Genomic DNA, 20,612 nt, shown 5'->3' on the forward strand with positions numbered 1-20,612 from the left:
TTTTGAAGCAACGACCTGTTGTGGGTGTGTTGTTTGATTGGTTTTCGCCATGCTGGCCCGTGTGGGTTGGTGTGTGTGTTTGGTTTTTTCGGTGGTTATGGCAAGAGGGGTACACCCGGTCTCATTCCGAACCCGGTAGTTAAGGCTCTTAGCGCTGATGGTACTGCACCCGGAAGGTGTGTGGGAGAGTAGGTCGCCGCCGAAAATGTTTTTGGTGTGGGGGAGTGGTGTTGTCTGCCTGTTGTGGGCGGGTGGCACTGTTCCCCCACCTTTTTTGTTTAACCGTGTTTGAATCGCGTGTGTTCTTTGGGCCACGCCTCCACCGCTGCCGGGTCAATGCCCCGGGTAGTCGGTGGAGGCGTGGCCCTTTTTTCGTGCCATCAGGCGGGCCATCCTTTTGTGACCCGTCCTTTCCTCCGCGATTTGTGATCCGCATCCCGCCGGTGGTTATGTGGTCCCTGGCACATCTCGATGAGGAGGCTATGGATGTCCGATCAGGGGACCACGCTCGATCGCGATTCCGGAGGACCATTGTCCGGTATCGTCGTCGCGGATTTCTCGCGTGTGTTGGCGGGACCGTATTGCACGATGTTGTTGGCGGACCTCGGAGCGACGGTCATCAAGGTCGAAGGACCGACCGGGGACGATACCCGGCAGTGGAAGCCCCCTCAGCGAGACGGCGAAAGCACGTACTATCTCGGCGTGAACCGGGGCAAGCACGGTCTCCAATTGGACATGAAGGACCCGGAGGACCTGCGAACGGCCTACAGGCTGATTGATACCGCCGATGTCTTCATCGAGAACTACAAACCCGGCGGGCTGGAGAAATTCGGGTTGGATGAGGAATCGGTGGCCCGGAGGTGGCCCCGTCTCATTCATGCGAGCATCACCGGGTTCGGAACCCAAGGCGGTGCCGCACTGCCTGGATATGATCTGCTGGCACAGGCCGTTTCCGGCATGATGGACCTGACCGGGTCCGCCGACGGTCCTCCTCAGCGCATGGGCGTGGCGCTTTTCGACGTCGTCACCGGGTTGCACGCGGCCGTCGGCATACTGGCTGCACTGCGTGAGCGGGAGACCTCCGGCCAGGGTCAGCATCTGTCCCTCGATCTGCTCTCGTCGGCGCTGTCCGGACTGGCGAACCAAACGTCGGGTTACGTCGGTGCGGGCAACGTACCGCACAGGATGGGCAACGAACACCCCAGCCTCTTTCCGTACGGACCTTTCGACACCCACGACGGGCAGCTCGTCATTTGTGTCGGCAACGATGCCCAGTTCCGTGTGCTCGCGGGAGAGCTCGGGCGGCCGGAACTCGCAGAGGACCCGAAATACTCGACCATGCCCGAGCGCAACCGGCATCGTTCCGAGTTGAGGGGGATCATCGAAGAAGTTCTGCGTGGACAGAGTTCCGACGCATGGTTCCGGCAGCTGAGGGAAGCTGGGCTCCCGTGCTCTCCGATTCTCGACGTCGCCGGCGGAGTCGACTTCGCCCACGAACTCGGGCTCGACCCTGTGGTGAACGCAGGCACGGACGACGACGGCGTCCCCAGCATCAAGAACCCTATTGGTTTCAGTCGCACCCAGGTTTCCTACTCGAAGAGGCCCCCGGGCCTTGACCAGGACCGCGAAGCGATCCTGGCCTGGTTGGCACGGCGCGCCGACCACGGCACCGAATCCCCCGTCGAACAGACCACAGCAGAGTAAGGAATTCATCTCATGTCGAAACACCCCACCGATTTGCTCAACATCGAATCACAATTCACGGACACCGAGCTCGAGGTCAGGGATCGTGTAGCGGAGTTCGTCGACCGGCGGATTCGCCCCAGGATCGCCGAATGGTTCGATCAGGCAATACTTCCCACCGAGCTCTTGCCCGAGATGGCGGAGCTGGGTCTGTTCGGGATGCACTTGAACGGATACGGTTGCGCGGGACGGTCTGCCGTCGAATACGGTCTGGCGATGCAGGAGCTCGAGGCGGGCGACGCAGGGTTACGCACCGTCGTCTCCGTCCAAGGTTCTCTGGCCATGTCTGCCATCTACAAGAACGGCTCCGAGGAGCAGAAGCAGAAATGGTTGCCGAAGATGGCCTCGGGCGAGATCATCGGGTGTTTTGGGCTCACCGAGCCGACCGCCGGCTCCGACCCGGGGTCCATGCTGACCAACGCCCACAAGGAGGGCGACGAGTGGGTGCTCAACGGCCACAAGCGCTGGATCGGCCTGGCCAGCATTGCCGGCGTCGCCGTGATTTGGGCCAAGGTTCCCGCCGAGGATTCGGGTACCCCTGGTCACGGAAAAGACGGTCACGTCGTCCGCGGATTCATTGTCCCGACCGATACGCCTGGTTTCACCGCGGAGCCCATTCAACAGAAACTTTCTATGCGTGCGTCCTTGCAGTGCACCATTGATTTCGACAATGTGCGGTTGCCCGCCGACGCGATTCTCCCGGAGAACCCTGGATTGCGGGGGCCGTTCGCGTGCCTGACCGAAGCGAGATACGGGATCATCTGGGGTGCCATGGGGTCGGCCCGCGATTCCGTGGAGGCCGCCTTGGAGTATGCGCAGGAACGCGAACAGTTCGGTCGACCGCTGAGCTCCTACCAGTTGACGCAGAAGAAGCTGGTGGACATGTCCCTGGAGATCAACAAGGGACAGCTTCTGGCGCTGAGGATCGGGCGGGCCAAGGACGAGGGGACGATTGAGAACCACATGATCTCCGTCGGAAAGCTGAACAACGCCCGAGCTGCGATCGAGATCTGTCGCGAGGCGCGTACCGTGTTGGGCGGTAACGGTATCACTGGTGACTACCCGCCACTGCGGCATGCCAACAACCTCGAGTCCGTCAGGACCTATGAAGGAACAGATGAGGTTCACACGCTGATTCTTGGGCAGAAACTCACGGGACAGAATGCATTCCGGTAAGACGCCGAGGCGTACGTCATGCGCGAAGTCCGGTGGCCCGATGCCCTGAACGGCATCCGGGGTGCGTAAACTTTGTCCCAGGACCGGGCGGCGTCGACCGACGTCGACGCCGCCCGTACAACGCAGACAGAGGAGAACCAATTTGGCTCAGGACGACCGCAGGGATTCGCAACGCGGGGGAGACCGGAACCGTGGGTCGGAGCGGGGCGCCTTCGATCGCAAGGGCGGCAAAGCCTACCGGAACAGGGATGGCGGCCGCGGCAGCGATCGGGAGCGCCGCTTCAACGACCGCAAACCGTACGGCAGCTCCGACCGGGACCCGCGGCGCCGCGACCAAGATCCTCAGGGCCGATTCGAACGGGACCACCGTGAGCAGAAACCATCGAGGGCCGGTTATCGTCAGTCCCGTCCCAAGGCCCCCGAGATCGACGAAGAAGTCACCGGTAGGGAGCTGGACAAGTCGGTCCTGCGCGAGCTGCGTGTCCTGGAGAAGGACAACGCGGAGGCCGTCGGCAAGCACCTGGTCATGGTCAGTCAGTACCTCGAGGTCGACCCGGAATTCGCTCTCGAGCACGCTCAAGCAGCGGTGCGCCGCGGAGGCCGAGTCGCAGCAGTGAGAGAAGCTGCCGCGATCGCAGCCTATGTCGCGGAGCGCTTCGACACGGCGTTGCGGGAGCTCAGAACCCACCGCCGCATGACCGGCAGCAATGAGCACATTGCCCTGATCGTGGATTCGGAGAGAGCCCTCGGACGGGAGAAGAAGGCCCTTGAGACGGCTCAGGACCCGAGCCTCACTGATCTGAGCGGCTCACAGAAGGCGGAGCTGGCCATGGTCGTCTCCGGAATCTACCGGGACCAAGGTGACCTCGAGAAGGCCAAATCCGCCCTCGAGATCCCTGAGCTGAACCGCAACAAGGCATTTTCCTACAGTCCGCGCTTATTCAGCGCCTACGCGGACGTGCTCGAGGACATGGACCGCTCTAAGGAGGCAACCTCGTGGGCGCGCCTGGCGGTCGTCGCCGAAGCGGCCCTGGGCCAGGGGCAGTTCGAAGAACCGGAAATCTACGAGATCGAGGTTCTTCCGGACGAAGAACCTGCCGCACCTGCTCCGGACGGCGAAGAAGGCGTCGATCTCACCGAGGCCATGATCGACCAGAAGGAGACAAGGGCTCCAGGCCCCACGGACGAGCTGTCTTCTCCCGATCATGAGGAGCTGACCCCGGCCGGCGGACCGAATCCTGACCCTGAGGCCGTCGAGGACACCGCACAAGAGGCGAAGGAAGAGGGCGATGTCGTCGAACGAGACGAGACCGGCCGCGATCCGGAGACGCAACCCGTCCAGGAACCCCGTGGAGAGGACAACTGATCCGTCCATGAGTTCGCTGATTTCCTCTTTCGACGCGATACTCTCCGACCTCGATGGTGTGGTCTACGCGGGCCCGGATCCGATCGACGGCGCGGTCGAATCCCTGAACCGCGCGGCCGCCGACGGCATCGCGGTCGCCTATGTGACCAACAACGCCTCACGTTCGGTTGGTGCCGTGGCGGATCATCTGAACTCCCTGGGACTCTCGACCGATGGTCACCACGTCGTCAGCTCCGCCCAGGCCGCCGCCAGTCTCGCAGCCGACCACTTGGGCTCCGGCGCATCCGTGGGCATCTGCGGTTCCGAGGCTCTGGCCGAATGCGCGAGGTCGGCCGGGCTCGACGTGGTCGGGCTCGAGGACGGTCCTCAAGCCGTTCTCCAAGGATTCGACCCGAGTCTGGGCTGGCAGGAGCTCGCCGAAGCCTCGTACGCGCTGGCCGACAAGGACGTTCTGTGGGTCGTGTCCAACACGGACATGACGATCCCCAAGGAACGCGGTATTGCCCCTGGGAACGGGACCCTGGTTCATGCGGTGGCCACGGCCACGCGTCGCGAACCACTCGTTGCCGGCAAGCCCGGTGCCACTATTTTCTCCACGATTGTCGAGAGGCTCGACGTCGAACGCCCCGTCGTCATCGGTGACCGCCTGGACACGGACATTTCCGGCGCACACCAGGCGGGTCTCCCCAGCATCGCCGTCATGACCGGTGTCCAGTCGATGAACGATGTGTTGGAGGCACGGACTGAGGAGCGCCCCACGTACGTCGTGGGCAACCTGAGGGAACTGTTCGATGAATACCGGAATCCCGAGGTCCGTGGAGGCGAGGGGGCCGCGGTCGCTGAGATCGACGGTGCCGCCCGGGCGGAGGCCGACGCGACCACGGTCCGTACCCAGGTGAGCGAGGGGACTCCCAGCATCCTGGGCTGGAGGACGGCCATGGCTGCATGGTGGGCCGCGCACCCCCGGGAGAACGAAGCGACCCGTTCGGAGACCGTGTGGTCATGAGCGAGGTAGAGAACACGGCGGGCGGGGCATACGACGCCGGCCAGGAGTATGCCGACGCCGAAGAATTCTCAGACACAGGGGAGGCCCGCGCCGAGCAGCGAACGGCGGCTCTGGATGCTTTCGCGCATCGGGGTACCGCGGACTCGCTCGATGAGATTCTGGATCTGCTCGATGAGTCGCCCGTGGACGAGCACGCCGAAATCTTCGACAGGTTGCACGGGGAATTGCGTCGCCTGCTGGACCAGGACCCCTCGGCTCTCCCGAAGGGCCTCGTGGACAGCATCGCCAGACCCGCCGCGGCCGAGGGAGACGACCCGAAGACCACGGACGGGACCGAGTGAGGCTGGATAAGCACCTGGTGCTGCTCGGGAGCGCATCGTCGCGCACGCTGGCCACGAAAATCGTGGCCGATGGGCGGGTCGCCGTGAACGGGAAGATCATCCGCAAGGCCGCACACGAGGTGAACGACGGGGACGAGATCACGATCTCTCCGTCGGTCGACCACGAATATGTCAGCCGCGCGGGCCACAAGCTCGCGGGGGCGCTTCGGGCCTTCCCGGACGTCGTCGTCCGCGACCGCAGGTGCCTTGACGCTGGTGCCTCGACGGGCGGTTTCACCCAGGTCCTGCTGGAAGCAGGAGCCCGCCACGTTGTCGCGGTGGACGTGGGGCACGGACAGCTGAGCCCGGTGGTGGAACGCGACCCGCGGGTTGAGTCCATCGAGGGACTGAACGTTCGGAACATCGTTCCGGAGGCGATCGGCGGACCGGTGGACCTGACGGTCGGGGACCTCTCCTTCATCTCACTGACCCTGGTGATCGGCCCCTTGTCCGATGTCACACGCCCTGGCGGCGACCTGATCCTGATGGTCAAGCCGCAGTTCGAGGTCGGTCGGTCGAAGCTCGGCAAAGGTGGCGTGGTGCGAAACCGGGAGGACCGCACGGTGGCCATCGACGCGGTGCGCGCTGCCGCTCTGGAACACGGTCTCCAGATCGTGGCAGGCCAGGATTCGAGCCTGCCGGGCCAGGACGGAAACCTCGAATATTTCCTGCATCTTCGCAGGCCGGACACGGCACCGACGGGGCAAGCGGCCAACGCGCCGCCGGCGGGCACCGCATCCGGAAAGCCTTAAAGTGTCAGTCTCGTCGCCTAATGTAGGAATACGGATTCCGCATCGGAACCACACTTGCTCCCATCGGAAGGCACACAGCACATGAGTCGGAAGATCCTCTTGTTCGCGCACACCGGACGCCCGGAAGCCACCATGGCGGCGGCCCAGGCGTGCGTGCGCCTCCGGGAGGCCGGGTTGATCCCGGTCATGAGTCGAGGGGACCTGGAAATTATTCGGGGCACCGAGGCCGAATCCGTGGGTGTGCAGGTGATCAACGAAAACGTAGCTCTGGACGACATCGAATTGGGCGTCGTCCTGGGCGGTGACGGGTCCATCTTGCGGGCGGCCGAAATCATCCGTCACACCGATATTCCCCTGATCGGCGTGAACCTGGGGCACGTGGGATTCCTTGCCGAATCCGAGCGGAGCGATCTGGACGAGACGGTGGATCACATCGTCAACAGAACGTACACGGTCGAGGAACGTATGGCGATCGACGTCGTCGTGTGGAGCCAGGGCCAGATCCTGACCCACACCTGGGCTCTCAACGAGGCGTCCATCGAAAAGGGCAACCGGGAAAAGATGATCGAAGTCGTGATCGAAGTCGACGGGCGCCCGCTGAGCACTTTCGGGTGCGACGGCGTGGTGATGGCCACCCCCACCGGGTCCACCGCGTACGCCTTCTCCGGTGGGGGCCCGATCGTGTGGCCGGAGGTCGAGGCCATGCTCATGGTCCCCTTGAGCGCCCACGCGCTCTTCGCCCGCCCGATGGTGACTGCTCCGTCCTCGACGATGGCCGTGGAAGTTCTCCCGGCCAACGGTCACTATGGGGTCCTATGGTGCGATGGGCGCCGGACCAATGAGCTGCCCCCGGGATCCCGCATCGAAGTGAAGCGCTCGGACAAGCCGGTACGGCTCGCCCGGATCCACCCGGCGCCGTTCTCCGAGCGGCTGGTCAAGAAATTCGACCTCCCGACGCGGGGCTGGAGAGGACCCGTACGTCGGCACCGTGGCGACAACGACCGTGAGGAGACACAGGACTCATGATCGAAGAAATCCACATCCGGGACCTGGGCGTCATCACGGATGCGACCCTCCCGCTGGGACCAGGCCTGACGGTTCTGACGGGCGAGACCGGCGCGGGCAAAACCATGGTCGTCACCGCGCTGGGCATGCTTCTCGGCGCCAGGTCCGACGCCGCCGCGGTCCGTTCCGGCGCGAAATCGGCGTTGTCCCAAGCCGTCGTCCGCCTTCCGGATGATCACGCTGCCCTGAAACTGACAGATGAGGCCGGAGGTGAAGCCCACCCGATCGAAGGAGACGACCTCGCGGACAAGCTCCCTCACGAGCTGATCCTTTCGCGCACCGTCAATGCCTCCGGGAGGTCCAGGGCGACCATCGGCGGTGCCGCGGCCCCCATCGGTGTCCTGGCACGCGTGGGTGAGACCCTCGTGGCCGTCCATGGGCAGTCGGACCAACTCCGTCTGCGCTCCGCCGAAGCGCAACGCAGCGCGTTGGACTCCTATGCGGGCAGCAAGCTGGCGACCTCTCTCAAGAAATACCGCGCGAACTACGAAGAATACCGTTCTGCGGCCCGAGAGCTCCGTGAGGTCAGGGAGAACGCCAGGGCGCGAGCCTTCGAGGCCCAGAGCCTCGGCCAGGCGCTCAAGGAAATCGACTCCGTCAAGCCGCAACCGGGGGAGGAAGAATCTCTCGACGCCGAATCCGCGCGGCTGACCAACCTCGAACAATTGCGCGGGGCAGCTCAAACGGCTCAGGGCGCACTCGTGGGCGGGAACGACGCCGACCTGGAAGCCGTCACCGTGTCCGTGCTCCTGGATTCGGCGCATAGGGCGCTCGCCCAGGAGGCGGAAGAAGACCCCGCGCTCGCCGCACTCGCCAAAAGGGTCCGCGACCTGATGATCCAGGCCTCGGACATCGGGGATGAGCTCTCGGGTTACCTGTCGGACCTCAACGCCGAGGGGCCGGGGAGACTGAGCGAGGTCGAAGCCCGGCGCTCGGCGCTGAAGAAGCTCACTCGGAAGTACGGTGCCGACATCGCCGAGGTCCTGCAGTGGGCCGAGACCAACAGGGCTCGCCTCGACCAACTCAGTGATGATCCCGCCCGTTCCGAGGCTCTCGAGGAAAAACTGCGGACCCTCCGTCGGGACATGCACCAGCAGTCCCTGGAACTCATGGACTTGCGACGCGTTGCGGCCAAGAAACTTGCCGCCGCGGTTTCCACCGAGCTGAAAGCCTTGGCCATGCCCAACGCATCGCTGGTCGTGGAGATCGAGGAAGCCGAAAAATTCGGACCCGACGGCAAGGACACCATCGCTTTCAAACTCGCACCTCATCAGGACGCGAGCCCTCGGCCCTTGGGCAAGGGTGCCTCGGGCGGCGAGCTCTCGCGCGTCATGCTGGCTCTCGAGGTCGTTCTCGCGGAGGTCGATCCGGTGCCCACGTTTATTTTCGACGAGGTGGATGCCGGCGTGGGCGGCAAGGCCGCGGTGGAGATCGGAAAGCGACTCGCGCATTTGGCCAAACACGTCCAGGTCTTGGTGGTCACGCACCTGCCGCAAGTCGCGGCCTATGCGGATCGTCACGTGTTGGTTCTGAAGTCCGATGATTCAACGGTGAGTCAGGTCAACGTGCTCTCGGTCGACGAACGAACCGTGGAGCTGGCCCGAATGCTCGCGGGGCACGAGAATTCCGAGGCCGCACGCGCCCACGCGAAGGAGCTTTTGCAGGACGCTGACCAGCTGTGACGTCCCTTCCGGGTCGTCGCGGACACCTGCCTCCGGTCATAATTCCTGGGCAGGCAGAGACCCTCGCGTGCTAGGCTTGAATTCCGTGGTGAACGATACTCAGACATCCCCGGCAAGTACTCCAAACGACGAAAAACTGACTCGCCAGATCTTCGTGACGGGTGGTGTCGCGTCGTCCCTGGGCAAGGGGCTGACCGCGTCAAGCCTCGGTCGCCTTCTGCGATCCCGCGGTCTTTCGGTGACCATGCAGAAACTGGATCCCTATCTGAATGTGGATCCGGGAACCATGAATCCCTTCCAGCACGGCGAAGTCTTCGTGACCGACGACGGTGCCGAAACGGACCTGGACATCGGGCACTACGAGCGATTCCTGGATGAGAACCTGGACGCCTCGGCCAACGTGACCACCGGCCAGGTCTACTCCTCCGTGATCGCGAAGGAGCGCCGCGGCGAGTACCTGGGGGACACCGTCCAGGTCATCCCGCACATCACGGACGAGATCAAATCCCGCATGAGGCGCCGGGCCACAGGGACCGCCGACGCCCCGGACATCATCATCACCGAGATCGGCGGAACGGTCGGTGATATCGAGTCCCAGCCTTTCCTGGAGGCGGCACGCCAAGTACGCCGCGACGTCGGACGCAAGAACGTCTTCTTCCTCCACGTCTCGCTGATCCCGTACATCGGGCCCTCGGGCGAGCTCAAGACCAAACCGACCCAGCACTCCGTGGCCGCGCTCCGCGGGCTGGGTATTATCCCGGACGCCCTGGTCCTCCGGTGCGTTCAGGACATTCCGGAGCCGCTCAAGGCCAAGGTCGGGGGAGCGTGCGACGTCGATACCGAAGCCGTGATCTCCTGCCCCGACGCACCCAGCATCTACGACATCCCGAAGACCCTGTTCAACCAGGATTTGGACACCTACATCCTCGACTACCTGGGCCTGGACCACCAGGACGCCGACTTCGAGGAATGGGACAAATTGCTCAAGGTTGTCCACGAGCCGACGCACGAGGTCACGGTCGGTTTGGTCGGCAAGTACATCGATCTGCCCGATGCGTATCTCTCGGTCTCGGAAGCGCTCCGGGCCGGCGGTTTCGCCAACGATGCGAAGGTCAGGCTCAAGTGGATCGCTTCTGACCTCTGCGCGCAGCCGGACGGAGCCGCCCACCAGCTTGGCGACGTGGACGCGATCTGTGTTCCCGGCGGATTCGGGATCCGTGGTCTCGAAGGAAAACTCGGCGCGCTCACGTACGCCCGGGAGAATGGCATTCCCGCTCTCGGTCTGTGCCTGGGGCTCCAGTGCATGGTCATCGAGTACGCCCGGAACGTCGTCGGCCTCGAGGATGCGTCCTCGACCGAATTTGAACCCGAAACGACGACCCCGATGATCGCGACCATGGAGGAACAGAAGCAGTTCGTCGAGGGCGCCGGGGACTTGGGCGGAACCATGCGACTGGGTCTGTACCCAGCCAAGCTGGTCGAGGGGTCCGTGACCGCTGCGGCCTACGGCACGACGGAGGTCGAGGAGAGGCACCGTCACCGCTACGAGGTCAACAACGCCTACCGCGCGGATCTCGAAAAGGCGGGACTCGTGGTCTCCGGGACAAGCCCCGACGGGCGTCTCGTCGAATTCGTGGAGCTACCCGCCACGGAACATCCGTACTACGTGGCGACGCAGGCTCACCCCGAGTTGTTGTCGCGCCCGACACGGTCGCACCCGCTGTTCAGCGGACTGGTCGCGGCGGCCCTCGAACGCACCAAGTAGGCCGCCTACCAGAGGACGCAGGGTCGTCGCCTCCCGATCACGGGATGACGGCGGCCCTGCGTTTCCGTGCGGTCAGGACCTGGCCGGGACCGCGAACTGGTCGAGGTCCACGACGCGATCGCAGGGACCGGAACCCGACACAATAGTCCCAGAGCCACGAGCCTGCCCGCGAGTGCGGTGGCGATGAAGAACGCGGTGAATGCGGCGTAGACGGCAAGATAGATGCCGAATGATTCCACGGCGGTGACCACGTAGCCCGGGGTGAAGGGAGAATACCCGTTGTCCAAAAGCCTCTGTGAGTGATGCTCGGGATTGGTGATCAGGAGGTGCAATTCCGCCCCGCCGGCGGAAGATTCGGGGCTGTCCAGAAACTTGGCGATATTCAGGTGCCGGTTTCTGGCCACATCCTCCAGCCTGCGGACGAGCTTTGGAGTGGTCGCCGGGGTTTTGGCCGCCGGAGCATTGATATCCGAGGCAATCCACAGGACGTGACTCGCGATGAGAGGCGCGGAATTTTCGATAATCCAGAGTGATGCGAAGGCAAAGATGGCCGCCACCAGCGGGACGAAAAGCAGAGTGAGGAATCTTCAAAGGAAATTCATGGGTGACCTACTGATAATTTCGATGGAATAGGGATTTCAGCAGTAATTCCAGTACACTTTGTTGCCTCTCGGTGCCCTTGGTGCGGAGGCTGTTGCCCACCCCCCCGCTGGGTGCTGAAACCCTGCTGTCGGCCTCCTGGTCGCCGCGACTCCGTGGCGCCGTGGCATGAGATGGTGTGCCGACAGCCGGACCAGACATGACGGCGATCCACGCCGATCGAGCATAGTGTTGCGTTTCGCGATCGGTCGCTTTTCATATGCAACAGCAGGTTGGTGACAGGACTGTAATACACACCACGGAATCGCGGGCAGCACTTTTCGGACGAGTGTGCGGAAAGTTGCTTCGGAAAAATTGCGTCAACCATTTTTTTGCGTTAAACCCCCAGGTCAGTCAAAACTTTTCTCCTGCCTCGGCGGATGCCCCGCTCTTGTCCCGCGGAGGCCGACTCCGGGGAACCCTCGCTCCGGCGGTAGCCTGGGGGCATGACTGCATCCCACGACGAGACCCAGACCCCCGACCTTTCGGCCATCGGGCTGCCTCAGGACAGGGTCAATCCGCGCAAGCTCATCTCCCGGGAGACCGCGTTCGAGGGCCAGATCTTCGACGTCGTCCGCGAGACATTCGCCCTCACCGAGGGCGGTGACGAACTCGTCCGCGATTACATGCGGCACCCCGGCGCCGTCGCGATTGTTGCCCTCAACGAGGACAACGAAATCCTGCTCATCAACCAGTACCGCCAACCGGTGGAAATGAACATGTGGGAGATCCCCGCGGGCCTGCTCGACGTTGAGGGCGAATCTCCTCTCGCCGCGGCCCAGCGCGAGCTGGCGGAAGAGACCGATCTCAAGGCATCGACCTGGCACACGCTCGCCGAATTCAACAATTCGCCGGGATGCTCGACCGAGGCGAACCGTATTTTCTTGGCCCGCGGAATCAACGACGTCGCGGAAGAGGACCTGACTGAGCGCACGGATGAGGAGGCAGAGATCGTGAAGAGGTGGGTTCCCATGGAAGAAGCCGTCAGCGCCGTCCTGGCCACTGGTCTGCACTCACCCACCGCCAATATCGCGATCCTCGCGACCTGGGCGAGTATTCACCGCGACCACGCCGATCTGCGTGACCCCGAAGAGCCCTGGCCGGCGCACAAACATCTGCGTGAGTCGAAGTCCGGTGAGTGAGCAGGAACGCCCCACGGGCCTCGATCGACCCGTTCGCCGCTATCTCCAACACCTCACCGTGGAACGCGGACTCTCGGACAACACGCTGACCTCGTACCGCCGTGACCTCGACCGATACCTGAGCTTCCTCGTCGGTCAGCGACACGTGCGGGAACCTCGTGACATCACCACGGACGATGTGCGGGATTACATCCAATACTTGGCACGGCCCAAGACTGACGGCGGCTGCGGGTTGTCGACCCGAAGCGTTGCACGCGGCGTCGTCTCGGCGAGGGGGCTGCACAAATTCTGGTTGCTCGAGGGCCTCACGGAGCACGACCCTGCCGAAACCGTCACACCGCCCAGCGCAGGGGAGCGTCTTCCCAAGGCATTGCCGGTCGAGACCGTGACCAGGATACTGGAGGCCCCCGACCGGGAAACGCCTGCCGGACTTCGTGACGCCGCACTCCTGGAATTCCTGTACTCGACGGGCGCACGAATCTCGGAAAGCATCGGCGTCGACCGGGACGACCTGTCCTCGGATTTCGGCCCGGATGGCCGCGACGTCCAGGAAGATCCGAACGGCGACCCTGTGGCGGGCGGCGTCGTACGATTGCTGGGCAAAGGAGGAAAAGAGCGTCTCGTACCGGTGGGCTCCTACGCGCACGAGGCAATATCCTCTTATCTCGTCCGGGCCCGTCCGCTCTTTGCATCCAAGGGAAAAGGCACTCCCGCGCTCTTCCTCAACGCACGCGGGGGGCGCCTGACCCGGCAAGGAGCCTGGCTCGTGCTCAAGAAGGCCGCGGAGCGGGCAAACATCACGGCCGAGCTTTCCCCTCACACGCTTCGGCATTCCTTCGCGACGCACCTGATCGAAGGCGGTGCGGACATTCGGGTCGTCCAAGAGCTGCTCGGTCACTCGTCGCTGACCACGACACAGATATATACCAAGGTCACCGCCGATACCCTCCGCGAGGTGTTTCTCACGAGCCATCCGCGGGCACTCGGTTAGGCGCTACGGCAGACCGCCCCTAGGTGGGTGGGATCGCACAGGGGCGGTCCGACGTCTCCATCGCGCTCGCCGAGCACGAGTGCCCCGTTGAGAGTCGGCGAAAAGACGGTCCCGAGCGCGCGATCCGATGCCGACGACGTTGAGAAGATCCTTGTCCGGACACCGGAAACCTACCGATCTCGTCTGCCTGGAGACCTCGGAGAGAAGGCCACGTACGGCGCCTTCCGAGCCTCCGGTTGACGGTCAGGGCCAGAAAGATCGAGGTTCTGGGCGGCAGGCGGCGCAACGAGCAGTGGCGCGCACGCAAGATACGCAGGTCTCGCATGCGCGCCACGGCTCTCCTCGGGTCCGGTCGTGAGGTTCAGGCCATCACTTCTCGACGTGGCGTTCGTCCGGTCCGTTGTAATCGGACAGCGGGCGAATCAGCGAGTTGTCGGCCAGCTGTTCCATCACGTGTGCCGTCCAGCCCGTCATGCGAGCCGCCACGAAGAGCGGCGTGAAGGTCTGGGTATCGAAACCCATGAGGTGATAGGTCGGACCAGCGGGGTAGTCCAGGTTGGGCTTGATGCCTTTGGCCTCGTCCATCGAGTTGGCCAGACCGTTGTACAGGCCCAGCATCTCTTCCCGGCCGAAGTACTTGATCATGTCGGTCAGGGCGTCCTGCATCGTGGGAACTCGGGAGTCGCCGTTCTTGTACACACGGTGTCCGAATCCCATGACCTTCTTCTTCTGAGCCAGGGCATCATCCATCCACTCCTTGGCCCTCTTCTCGGCCTCCTGCTCGGACTCATCCTTCCGGATCCCGATCTCGTCGAAGGTTTCCATCACAGCCTCGTTGGCACCACCGTGCAGGGGTCCCTTGAGAGCACCGATGGCGCCGGTGATGGCCGAATGCAGATCGGAGAGCGATGATGCAATCGTCCGCGCGGTGAACGTCGAACAATTGAAGGAATGCTCGGCGTAGAGAACCATCGAGACCTGGAAAGCCTTCTTGACCTCCGCGGCCGGAACCTCACCGAAAGTCATGTAAAGGAAGTTGTCGCAGTAGTCCAGGTCCGCACGTGGCGAGATGATCTCCTCGCCGCGTCGCCGCCGCTGGTCGTAGGCCACCACGGCGGGCATCGCGGCGAACAGCTTCTTGGATTTCGTGAGGTTGGCTTCCTGGGAGTCGTCCTCCGACGCCGGGTCCTGTGCACCCAGCACAGAGACCGCGGTGCGGCAGACGTCCATGGGGTGGCAGTCCGTGGGGAGCGCGTCGATGACTGCTTTGAGCTCCGGGGAGAGCTCACGGTGCGCCGCCTCGAATTCGGAGAACTCCTTCAGATCCGCCGCCCCGGGAAGCTCGCCCGTCCACAGAAGCAACGCGACCTCTTCGAAGGAACAATTCGCGGCAAGCTCCTGGACGGGGTAACCGCGGTACAGCAGGGAATTGGAGTCAGGGTTGACTTTCGAGATCGCGGTCGTGTCCGCGACGACGCCGGCCAGGCCCTTCTTGATGTCGTCTTGCGTGGTCATGTGATTCTCCTTCGAATCGGTTGTGCCTGTGTCGTGCAGATGCTTCCGGGTTACTGGAACCGTTCGGGCACCTCGAAATTGAAGATTCCGGTATCGAACGCGTTGTAGGCCTCGTAGTCCACCAGTTCGTAGAGACGCTGTCTGGTGAGCATCTCATCCACGGATGCCTCTTGGGTACCGTGTGCTGCGATGTCGTCCAGTACTCTCTCCATGGCCCCGAGGGAGCTGCGCAACAAGGTCACCGGGTAGATGACCATATCCACGCCGGAATCGGACAGTTCATCGGTCGTGTACAACCTGGACTTTCCGAACTCCGTCATATTGGCCAGGACGGGGACGTCCACGGCCTCACGGACCGCTTCGAATTCGCCCAGGTCCTTCATGGCCTCCGGGAAGATCGCATCGGCCCCGGCGTCGACCAGCGCCTTCATACGGTCGACCGCGGCATCCAAGCCGTCGACGCCGCGAAGGTCTGTGCGAGCCATGATCAGGAAGTTCTCGTCCCTGCGAGCCTGGGCCGCGGCACGGATGCGTTTGATCGCCGTGTCCTCGTCCACAATGTTCTTGTTGTCCAGGTGACCGCAACGCTTCGGATTGAACTGGTCCTCGATGTGGCAACCGGCCAGGCCGGCGTCCTCGAGCTCTTGGACGGTCCGGGCCACATTCATCGGCTCTCCGAACCCGGTGTCGGCGTCGACGATGGCCGGAAGGTTCGTCATGCGCGCGATCTGGCCGGCGCGATGGGCTACCTCGGTGAGAGTCGTCAGGCCGATATCGGGGAACCCCAGCTCGTTGGCGATGACCGCCCCGGAGATGTAGACGCCGTCGTACCCTTTCTCCTCGATGAGCTTCGCGGAAATCGGGGTGTATGCGCCCGGGAACTGTTTGATGGTTCCGCCGTTGCGGGGGCCGTCAGCGAGAATGCGACGCAGATCGAGCCGTTTCTGTGCGGGGGATGTTGAGGGGTACAGCATGTCAGAACAGTCCTTTCGCTCCTGTATTCAGTTCCCCGGCCGCGGTCACGGTGAGCGCATCGAGATCGCCCGGGCCCAGGTCCGAAAGATTCTCGGCCGCCTGGATAAAGCGATCGAGCTCCGTGTCCGTGACCGACCCTTCCGCGAGGGACCGCAGTTTGCCGATGTACTGTTCGCGGGCGAAGGGCCGCGCTCCGAGGGGGTGGGCGTCGGCGACCGCGATCTCCTCGGTCACCACCGTTCCATCGGTGAGCGTGATCTCCGCTCGGCCACCGAAGGCTTTCTCCTCCGGATCCAGCGAGTGGTAACGACGCGTCCACTCGGGGTCCTCTTCGGTCGTGACCTTGTGCCACAGGGCAACGGTGTCCCTGCGACCTGCGCGCTCGGCGTCGTAGGAATGGTTGTGGTCCCACTCGCCGTCCTGCAGAGCCACGGTGAAGATATAGGGGATCGAATGGTCCAGGGTCTCCCGCGATGCCTTCGGGTCGTACTTCTGGGGGTCGTTGGCGCCCGAACCGATCACGTAATGCGTGTGGTGGGACGTATGGAGGACCACCGATTCGACCTTCTCCGGATCGGCGATCTCGGGGCGCTCGCGATGCAGCTTGCGGGCCAAGTCGATCCAGGCCTGAGCCTGGTACTCGGCCGAGTGCTCCTTGGTGTAGGAGTCCAGGATCGCGCGCTTCGCCTCTCCGTTCTCGGGGAGGGGGACGTCGTAGGATGCGTCCGGGCCGTCGAGCATCCATGCGATGACGCCGTCCTCGCCCTCGTAGATCGGTACCGGCGACGTCTGGCCCCGCATGGCACGGTCGACTGCTTCAACGGCCATCTTGCCGGCGAAGGCGGGGGCGTGGGACTTCCACGTCGAGATCTCGCCCTTGCGTGACTGCCTGGTCGCGGTCGTGGTGTGCAGTGCCTGGCCGACGGCCTGGAAAATCGTTTCCGTGTCCAAGCCGAGCAAGGTGCCGATGCCCGCCGCGGCCGAGGGACCGAGATGGGCCACATGGTCGATCTTGTGCTTGTGCAAGCAGATCGCCTTGGTCAGGTCGATCTGGATTTCGTACCCGGTGGCAATACCGCGGATCAGATCCGCCCCGGAGCGCCGAGCATGCTGCGCGACCGCGAGAATCGGCGGAATGTTGTCCCCCGGATGTGAGTACTCCGCCGCGAGGAAGGTGTCGTGGTAGTCGAGTTCCCTCACGGCCACGCCGTTGGCCCAGGCCGCCCACTCGGGGGAAACCTTGGTCCGTTCCGGGGCGATGCCGTAGAGGGTCGAGCCGGAGCCGCCGGGTCCGGGGCCGTGGGTCAGCGCCTGGTCCCGTGCCGCGATGATGGGGCCCCTGTTGAGGGACGCGATCGCGACGGACGCGTTGTCCAGGATGCGGTTGATCACCATGTCCTCGACAGCCGGGTCGATCGCCACGGGGTCGGAGGCGACTTCGGCGATCTTGTGGGCGAGTTGGTCCTCGCGAGCCAGGTTCTCTTCGCTGCGGTGCACACGCACGTGATGATTGACGGTCACGGGATATGTCCTTTCTTCCTCGGTCGAGGTGTTCGTACGGTGGATTGCCTCAGGCGGCGTTGATGCGGTCGCCCTCGTGGTCGTGGTCGTGGTCGTGGTCGTGTCGTTCCGGGACGGCGTCGAGAATCGCCGAGAGCGCGTTCGACAGGTGGATGCGCACGGCGGCTTGGGCAAGTTCGACGTCGCCCGCGCTGATGGCCCGGGAAATGGCGGCATGCTCGTGGGCCGCCGCCATGAGACGGTTCTCGTTGCCCTTGGACAGCTTCCGGACTCGTCCGAGGTGGGTGCGCAACTGTCGTTGGGCCTGGGTGAGATAGGTGTTCTGGGCCGCGAGGTCGATCTCGGTGTCCATCTCCTCGACGAGGAGGTAGTAGGAGCTGCGGTCTGCGTCGTCGTCATCCAGAAATGTGGCCGCCTCGTCGAGACGGGCGGCCAGTTGCCCGAAGGTTTCGGACCGGCCCTTGAGTGCCGCGAGGGCCGCCGCCTGGGTCTCCAGGGCGATGCGCAATTCGAACATGGCCTTCACGTTGGTCACCGAGACGGGCGTGACGACGACGCCGCGCCCCGGCCCGGGTTCGACCAGGCCCTCGGACATGAGTCGCGAGAAGGCCTCACGGATGGGCGTTCGTGAGACCCCGAGACGCTGGGCCTGCTCGACCTCGCTGACCGTGGTCCCCGGTTCGAGGTGCCATTCGATGATGTCGGTCCGCAGGGTCTGGTATGCGCGCTCGGAGGCTCTCATGAACTTGTTCTCCCTGCGTCGGCGTCGTCTGATCCGTGCCTCTATGTATACAGAAGTGCCCCTCGTCACGCAACGTGTCCGCAATATTGCGGGATGTCAGCGGCCAATTTTTCGTGGTGTGTATACAGAGCCTTGTTTTGTGTGAGTCAGACCACTACATTGGTGAAATCTTCCGCGCGTTCGGAACCTCCGGGCGCGGAACCATTTGCAACGGAGCACATGTGAGGAACCGGTGACATGACCACGTACCGCGAAGTCTTCGAACGAAGCGTCGAGCAACCCGAAGAATTCTGGCTCGAAGCCGCCCAAGGCATCGACTGGGCGACTCCTCCCACCCGGGCGCTGGACGAATCCAGGCCACCGATCTACCGGTGGTTCCCGGACGGCGAACTGAACACTTGCTACAACGCGGTCGATCGACACGTGGAAGCCGGTCGCGGAGACCGAGTGGCCATTCGATACGACTCGCCCGTGACCGGGACCCAGCAGGACATCACCTACGGTGAACTTCTCGAGCGGGTGAGTGGCTTCGCGGGCGCGCTCGCCGACGCCGGTATCGGCCATGGCGACCGAGTTCTTCTCTACATGCCGATGATCCCGGAGGCCATGGTCGCGATGCTCGCCTGCGCGCGAATCGGCGCCATCCACTCCGTGGTCTTCGGCGGATTCGCTCCCGCGGAGCTCGCGGCCCGCATCGACGACTGCGAGCCGAAGGCCGTGGTCACCACGAGTGGGGGCGTTGAACCGAAGCGGCGCGTCGAATACATTCCCGCCGTCGAGGAGGCGCTGAAGCTGGCGGAGCATCCGGTCGGCGCGGTGTTCGTCAGGGCGCGGACGGGCTTCGAGGCATCGGTCGCGGAAGCGGCTGCCAGGTCGCAGGGGTCACCGACCCGATGGCTGGACTGGGACGAGGCCGTGCGCGAGGCCGACCCCGCCGAATGCACGACCGTCCGGGCGACCGATCCGCTGTACATCCTCTACACCTCCGGAACCACCGGGTCGCCGAAGGGCGTGGTCCGGGACAACGGATCCCACGCCGTCGCACTCCGATGGTCGATGCAGAACATCTACGACGTCGGTCCCGGCGAGGTCATGTTCACCGCCTCCGACGTCGGGTGGGTCGTGGGCCATTCCTACATCGTCTATGCGCCCTTGCTGACGGGGGCAACGACGGTCCTGTACGAGGGGAAACCCATCGGCACTCCGGATGCGGGGGCCTTCTGGCGCGTGGTCGAAGAGGCCGGGGCCAAGGTCCTCTTTACTGCTCCAACCGCGATTCGGGCCATCCGCAAAGCGGATCCGAGCGGAGAATTGGCCGCAAATTACGACCTCTCCTCCCTGGAGACGCTCTTCGTGGCGGGGGAGAGGCTCGACCCGGACACCTACCAGTGGGCGGGGGAACTGCTGGGGGTTCCGGTGGTCGACAACTGGTGGCAGACGGAGACAGGGTGGCCGATCGCGGCCAACCCTCGGGGCCTCGAACCCCTGCCCATCAAATCCGGGTCACCGAGCGTGCCGGTGCCCGGGTACGACGTCGCCGTTCTGGACCCCTCGGGCGATCCGGTGGAGGCCGGTACGGAGGGGAATATCGCGTTGAAGCTGCCGCTGCCTCCGGGGACTCTGCCCACGTTGTGGGGCGATGACGACAGGTTCATCTCCTCCTACCTGACCGCTTTCGACGGCTACTATGCGACGGGCGACTCGGGGTACCTGGACGAAGAAGGGTATGTCTTCGTGATGGGGAGGACCGACGACGTCATCAACGTTTCGGGTCATCGCCTGTCGACTGGGGCCATGGAACAGGTGCTCGGCTCTCACCCGGCGGTGGCCGAGTGCGCAGTCATCGGCGTCGCCGATCCGCTCAAGGGGCAACGGCCGTCCGGCTACGTGGTGCTCAAGCAGGGCGAGAGCATCACGGAGGAGGATCTCGCGAGCGAGCTGGTCGGCATGGTCCGTTCCAGGATCGGGGCGGTCGCCGACTTCAAGGAGGTTCGTGTGGTCGAGGGGCTGCCCAAAACCCGATCCGGGAAGATCCTTCGGAAGACCATGAGGCAGATTGCGGATCGGGAGGACTACAAGGTCCCCTCGACGATCGAGGACATGTCCGTGCTCAACAATCTGAGAGACATCCTGACCCGCGAATCGTCGTAGG

At 63.9% G+C, this 20,612-nt stretch carries 17 protein-coding genes and 1 rRNA gene; 13 read left to right on the forward strand and 5 right to left on the reverse strand.

What is annotated here, in order from left to right; translation table 11 throughout:
• Positions 1 to 87: 87 nt before the first annotated feature.
• The 10 genes from rrf (at position 88) to AB0Y14_RS00050 (ending at position 10,935) form a co-directional block, all read left to right on the forward strand.
• A 5S ribosomal RNA gene (gene rrf / locus AB0Y14_RS00005) occupies positions 88 to 205 on the forward strand.
• A 281-nt stretch (positions 206 to 486) separates the two neighbouring features.
• Positions 487 to 1,704, forward strand: a complete 1,218-nt coding sequence (locus AB0Y14_RS00010) for a CaiB/BaiF CoA transferase family protein (RefSeq protein WP_436587262.1) — start codon at positions 487 to 489, stop codon at positions 1,702 to 1,704.
• 12 nt (positions 1,705 to 1,716) lie between these two features.
• Positions 1,717 to 2,919 carry an acyl-CoA dehydrogenase family protein gene (locus AB0Y14_RS00015; RefSeq protein WP_436587263.1) on the forward strand — a complete coding sequence of 401 codons (1,203 nt, stop codon included), beginning with the start codon at positions 1,717 to 1,719 and terminating at the stop codon, positions 2,917 to 2,919.
• Between the two features lie 142 nt (positions 2,920 to 3,061).
• Positions 3,062 to 4,285, forward strand: coding sequence for a hypothetical protein (locus AB0Y14_RS00020; protein ID WP_436587264.1), 1,224 nt, complete (start codon positions 3,062 to 3,064; stop codon positions 4,283 to 4,285).
• 7 nt (positions 4,286 to 4,292) lie between these two features.
• The gene (locus tag AB0Y14_RS00025; protein WP_436587265.1) at positions 4,293 to 5,291 is read left to right on the forward strand and encodes an HAD-IIA family hydrolase; all 999 of its coding nucleotides are present in this window, start codon (positions 4,293 to 4,295) and stop codon (positions 5,289 to 5,291) included.
• A complete protein-coding gene (locus AB0Y14_RS00030) occupies positions 5,288 to 5,632 on the forward strand; it encodes a hypothetical protein (protein ID WP_436587266.1) in 345 nt (114 codons plus the stop codon). Before AB0Y14_RS00025 ends, AB0Y14_RS00030 begins: the two co-directional genes overlap by 4 nt.
• Positions 5,629 to 6,423 carry a TlyA family RNA methyltransferase gene (locus AB0Y14_RS00035; RefSeq protein ID WP_436587267.1) on the forward strand — a complete coding sequence of 265 codons (795 nt, stop codon included), beginning with the start codon at positions 5,629 to 5,631 and terminating at the stop codon, positions 6,421 to 6,423. Before AB0Y14_RS00030 ends, AB0Y14_RS00035 begins: the two co-directional genes overlap by 4 nt.
• 81 nt (positions 6,424 to 6,504) lie before the next feature.
• Positions 6,505 to 7,449 carry an NAD kinase gene (locus tag AB0Y14_RS00040; protein WP_436587268.1) on the forward strand — a complete coding sequence of 315 codons (945 nt, stop codon included), beginning with the start codon at positions 6,505 to 6,507 and terminating at the stop codon, positions 7,447 to 7,449.
• Positions 7,446 to 9,170, forward strand: coding sequence for a DNA repair protein RecN (recN, locus tag AB0Y14_RS00045; protein ID WP_436587269.1), 1,725 nt, complete (start codon positions 7,446 to 7,448; stop codon positions 9,168 to 9,170). Before AB0Y14_RS00040 ends, recN begins: the two co-directional genes overlap by 4 nt.
• 67 nt (positions 9,171 to 9,237) lie before the next feature.
• Positions 9,238 to 10,935 (forward strand): CTP synthase, encoded by a 1,698-nt coding sequence (locus tag AB0Y14_RS00050; protein WP_436587270.1) that lies wholly within the window; start codon positions 9,238 to 9,240, stop codon positions 10,933 to 10,935.
• A 5-nt stretch (positions 10,936 to 10,940) separates the two neighbouring features.
• Here AB0Y14_RS00050 and AB0Y14_RS00055 read toward each other — a convergent pair whose 3' ends face one another.
• The gene (locus tag AB0Y14_RS00055) at positions 10,941 to 11,492 is read right to left on the reverse strand and encodes a hypothetical protein (RefSeq protein ID WP_436587271.1); all 552 of its coding nucleotides are present in this window, start codon (positions 11,490 to 11,492) and stop codon (positions 10,941 to 10,943) included.
• 528 nt (positions 11,493 to 12,020) lie between these two features.
• Between AB0Y14_RS00055 and AB0Y14_RS00060 the strand changes: the two genes are divergently transcribed.
• Both AB0Y14_RS00060 and xerD read left to right on the forward strand, forming a co-directional pair.
• Positions 12,021 to 12,716: an NUDIX domain-containing protein gene (locus AB0Y14_RS00060; RefSeq protein WP_436587272.1), complete on the forward strand. Its 696-nt coding sequence runs from the start codon at positions 12,021 to 12,023 to the stop codon at positions 12,714 to 12,716.
• On the forward strand, positions 12,709 to 13,707 hold the full coding sequence (gene xerD, locus AB0Y14_RS00065) for a site-specific tyrosine recombinase XerD (protein ID WP_436587273.1): 999 nt from the start codon (positions 12,709 to 12,711) through the stop codon (positions 13,705 to 13,707). Before AB0Y14_RS00060 ends, xerD begins: the two co-directional genes overlap by 8 nt.
• 369 nt (positions 13,708 to 14,076) lie before the next feature.
• Here the strand turns inward: xerD and AB0Y14_RS00070 are convergent, their stop codons facing one another.
• Genes AB0Y14_RS00070 through AB0Y14_RS00085 form a run of 4 tightly spaced genes read right to left on the reverse strand, consistent with a single transcriptional unit; the run spans position 14,077 to position 18,460 of the window.
• Positions 14,077 to 15,222: a bifunctional 2-methylcitrate synthase/citrate synthase gene (locus tag AB0Y14_RS00070; RefSeq protein WP_436587274.1), complete on the reverse strand. Its 1,146-nt coding sequence runs from the start codon at positions 15,220 to 15,222 to the stop codon at positions 14,077 to 14,079.
• A 50-nt stretch (positions 15,223 to 15,272) separates the two neighbouring features.
• On the reverse strand, positions 15,273 to 16,196 hold the full coding sequence (prpB, locus tag AB0Y14_RS00075; protein WP_436587275.1) for a methylisocitrate lyase: 924 nt from the start codon (positions 16,194 to 16,196) through the stop codon (positions 15,273 to 15,275).
• 1 nt (position 16,197) lies between these two features.
• Entirely contained in the window at positions 16,198 to 17,718 is a 1,521-nt protein-coding gene (locus AB0Y14_RS00080) for an MmgE/PrpD family protein (RefSeq protein WP_436587276.1), read from the reverse strand.
• A 49-nt stretch (positions 17,719 to 17,767) separates the two neighbouring features.
• Positions 17,768 to 18,460 carry a GntR family transcriptional regulator gene (locus AB0Y14_RS00085; RefSeq protein WP_436587277.1) on the reverse strand — a complete coding sequence of 231 codons (693 nt, stop codon included), beginning with the start codon at positions 18,458 to 18,460 and terminating at the stop codon, positions 17,768 to 17,770.
• 237 nt (positions 18,461 to 18,697) lie between these two features.
• Between AB0Y14_RS00085 and AB0Y14_RS00090 the strand changes: the two genes are divergently transcribed.
• Positions 18,698 to 20,611 carry a propionyl-CoA synthetase gene (locus tag AB0Y14_RS00090; RefSeq protein ID WP_436587278.1) on the forward strand — a complete coding sequence of 638 codons (1,914 nt, stop codon included), beginning with the start codon at positions 18,698 to 18,700 and terminating at the stop codon, positions 20,609 to 20,611.
• Position 20,612 lies beyond the last annotated feature (1 nt).

The organism is Rothia sp. HC945 (genome assembly GCF_051370785.1).
Taxonomy (GTDB): domain Bacteria; phylum Actinomycetota; class Actinomycetes; order Actinomycetales; family Micrococcaceae; genus Rothia.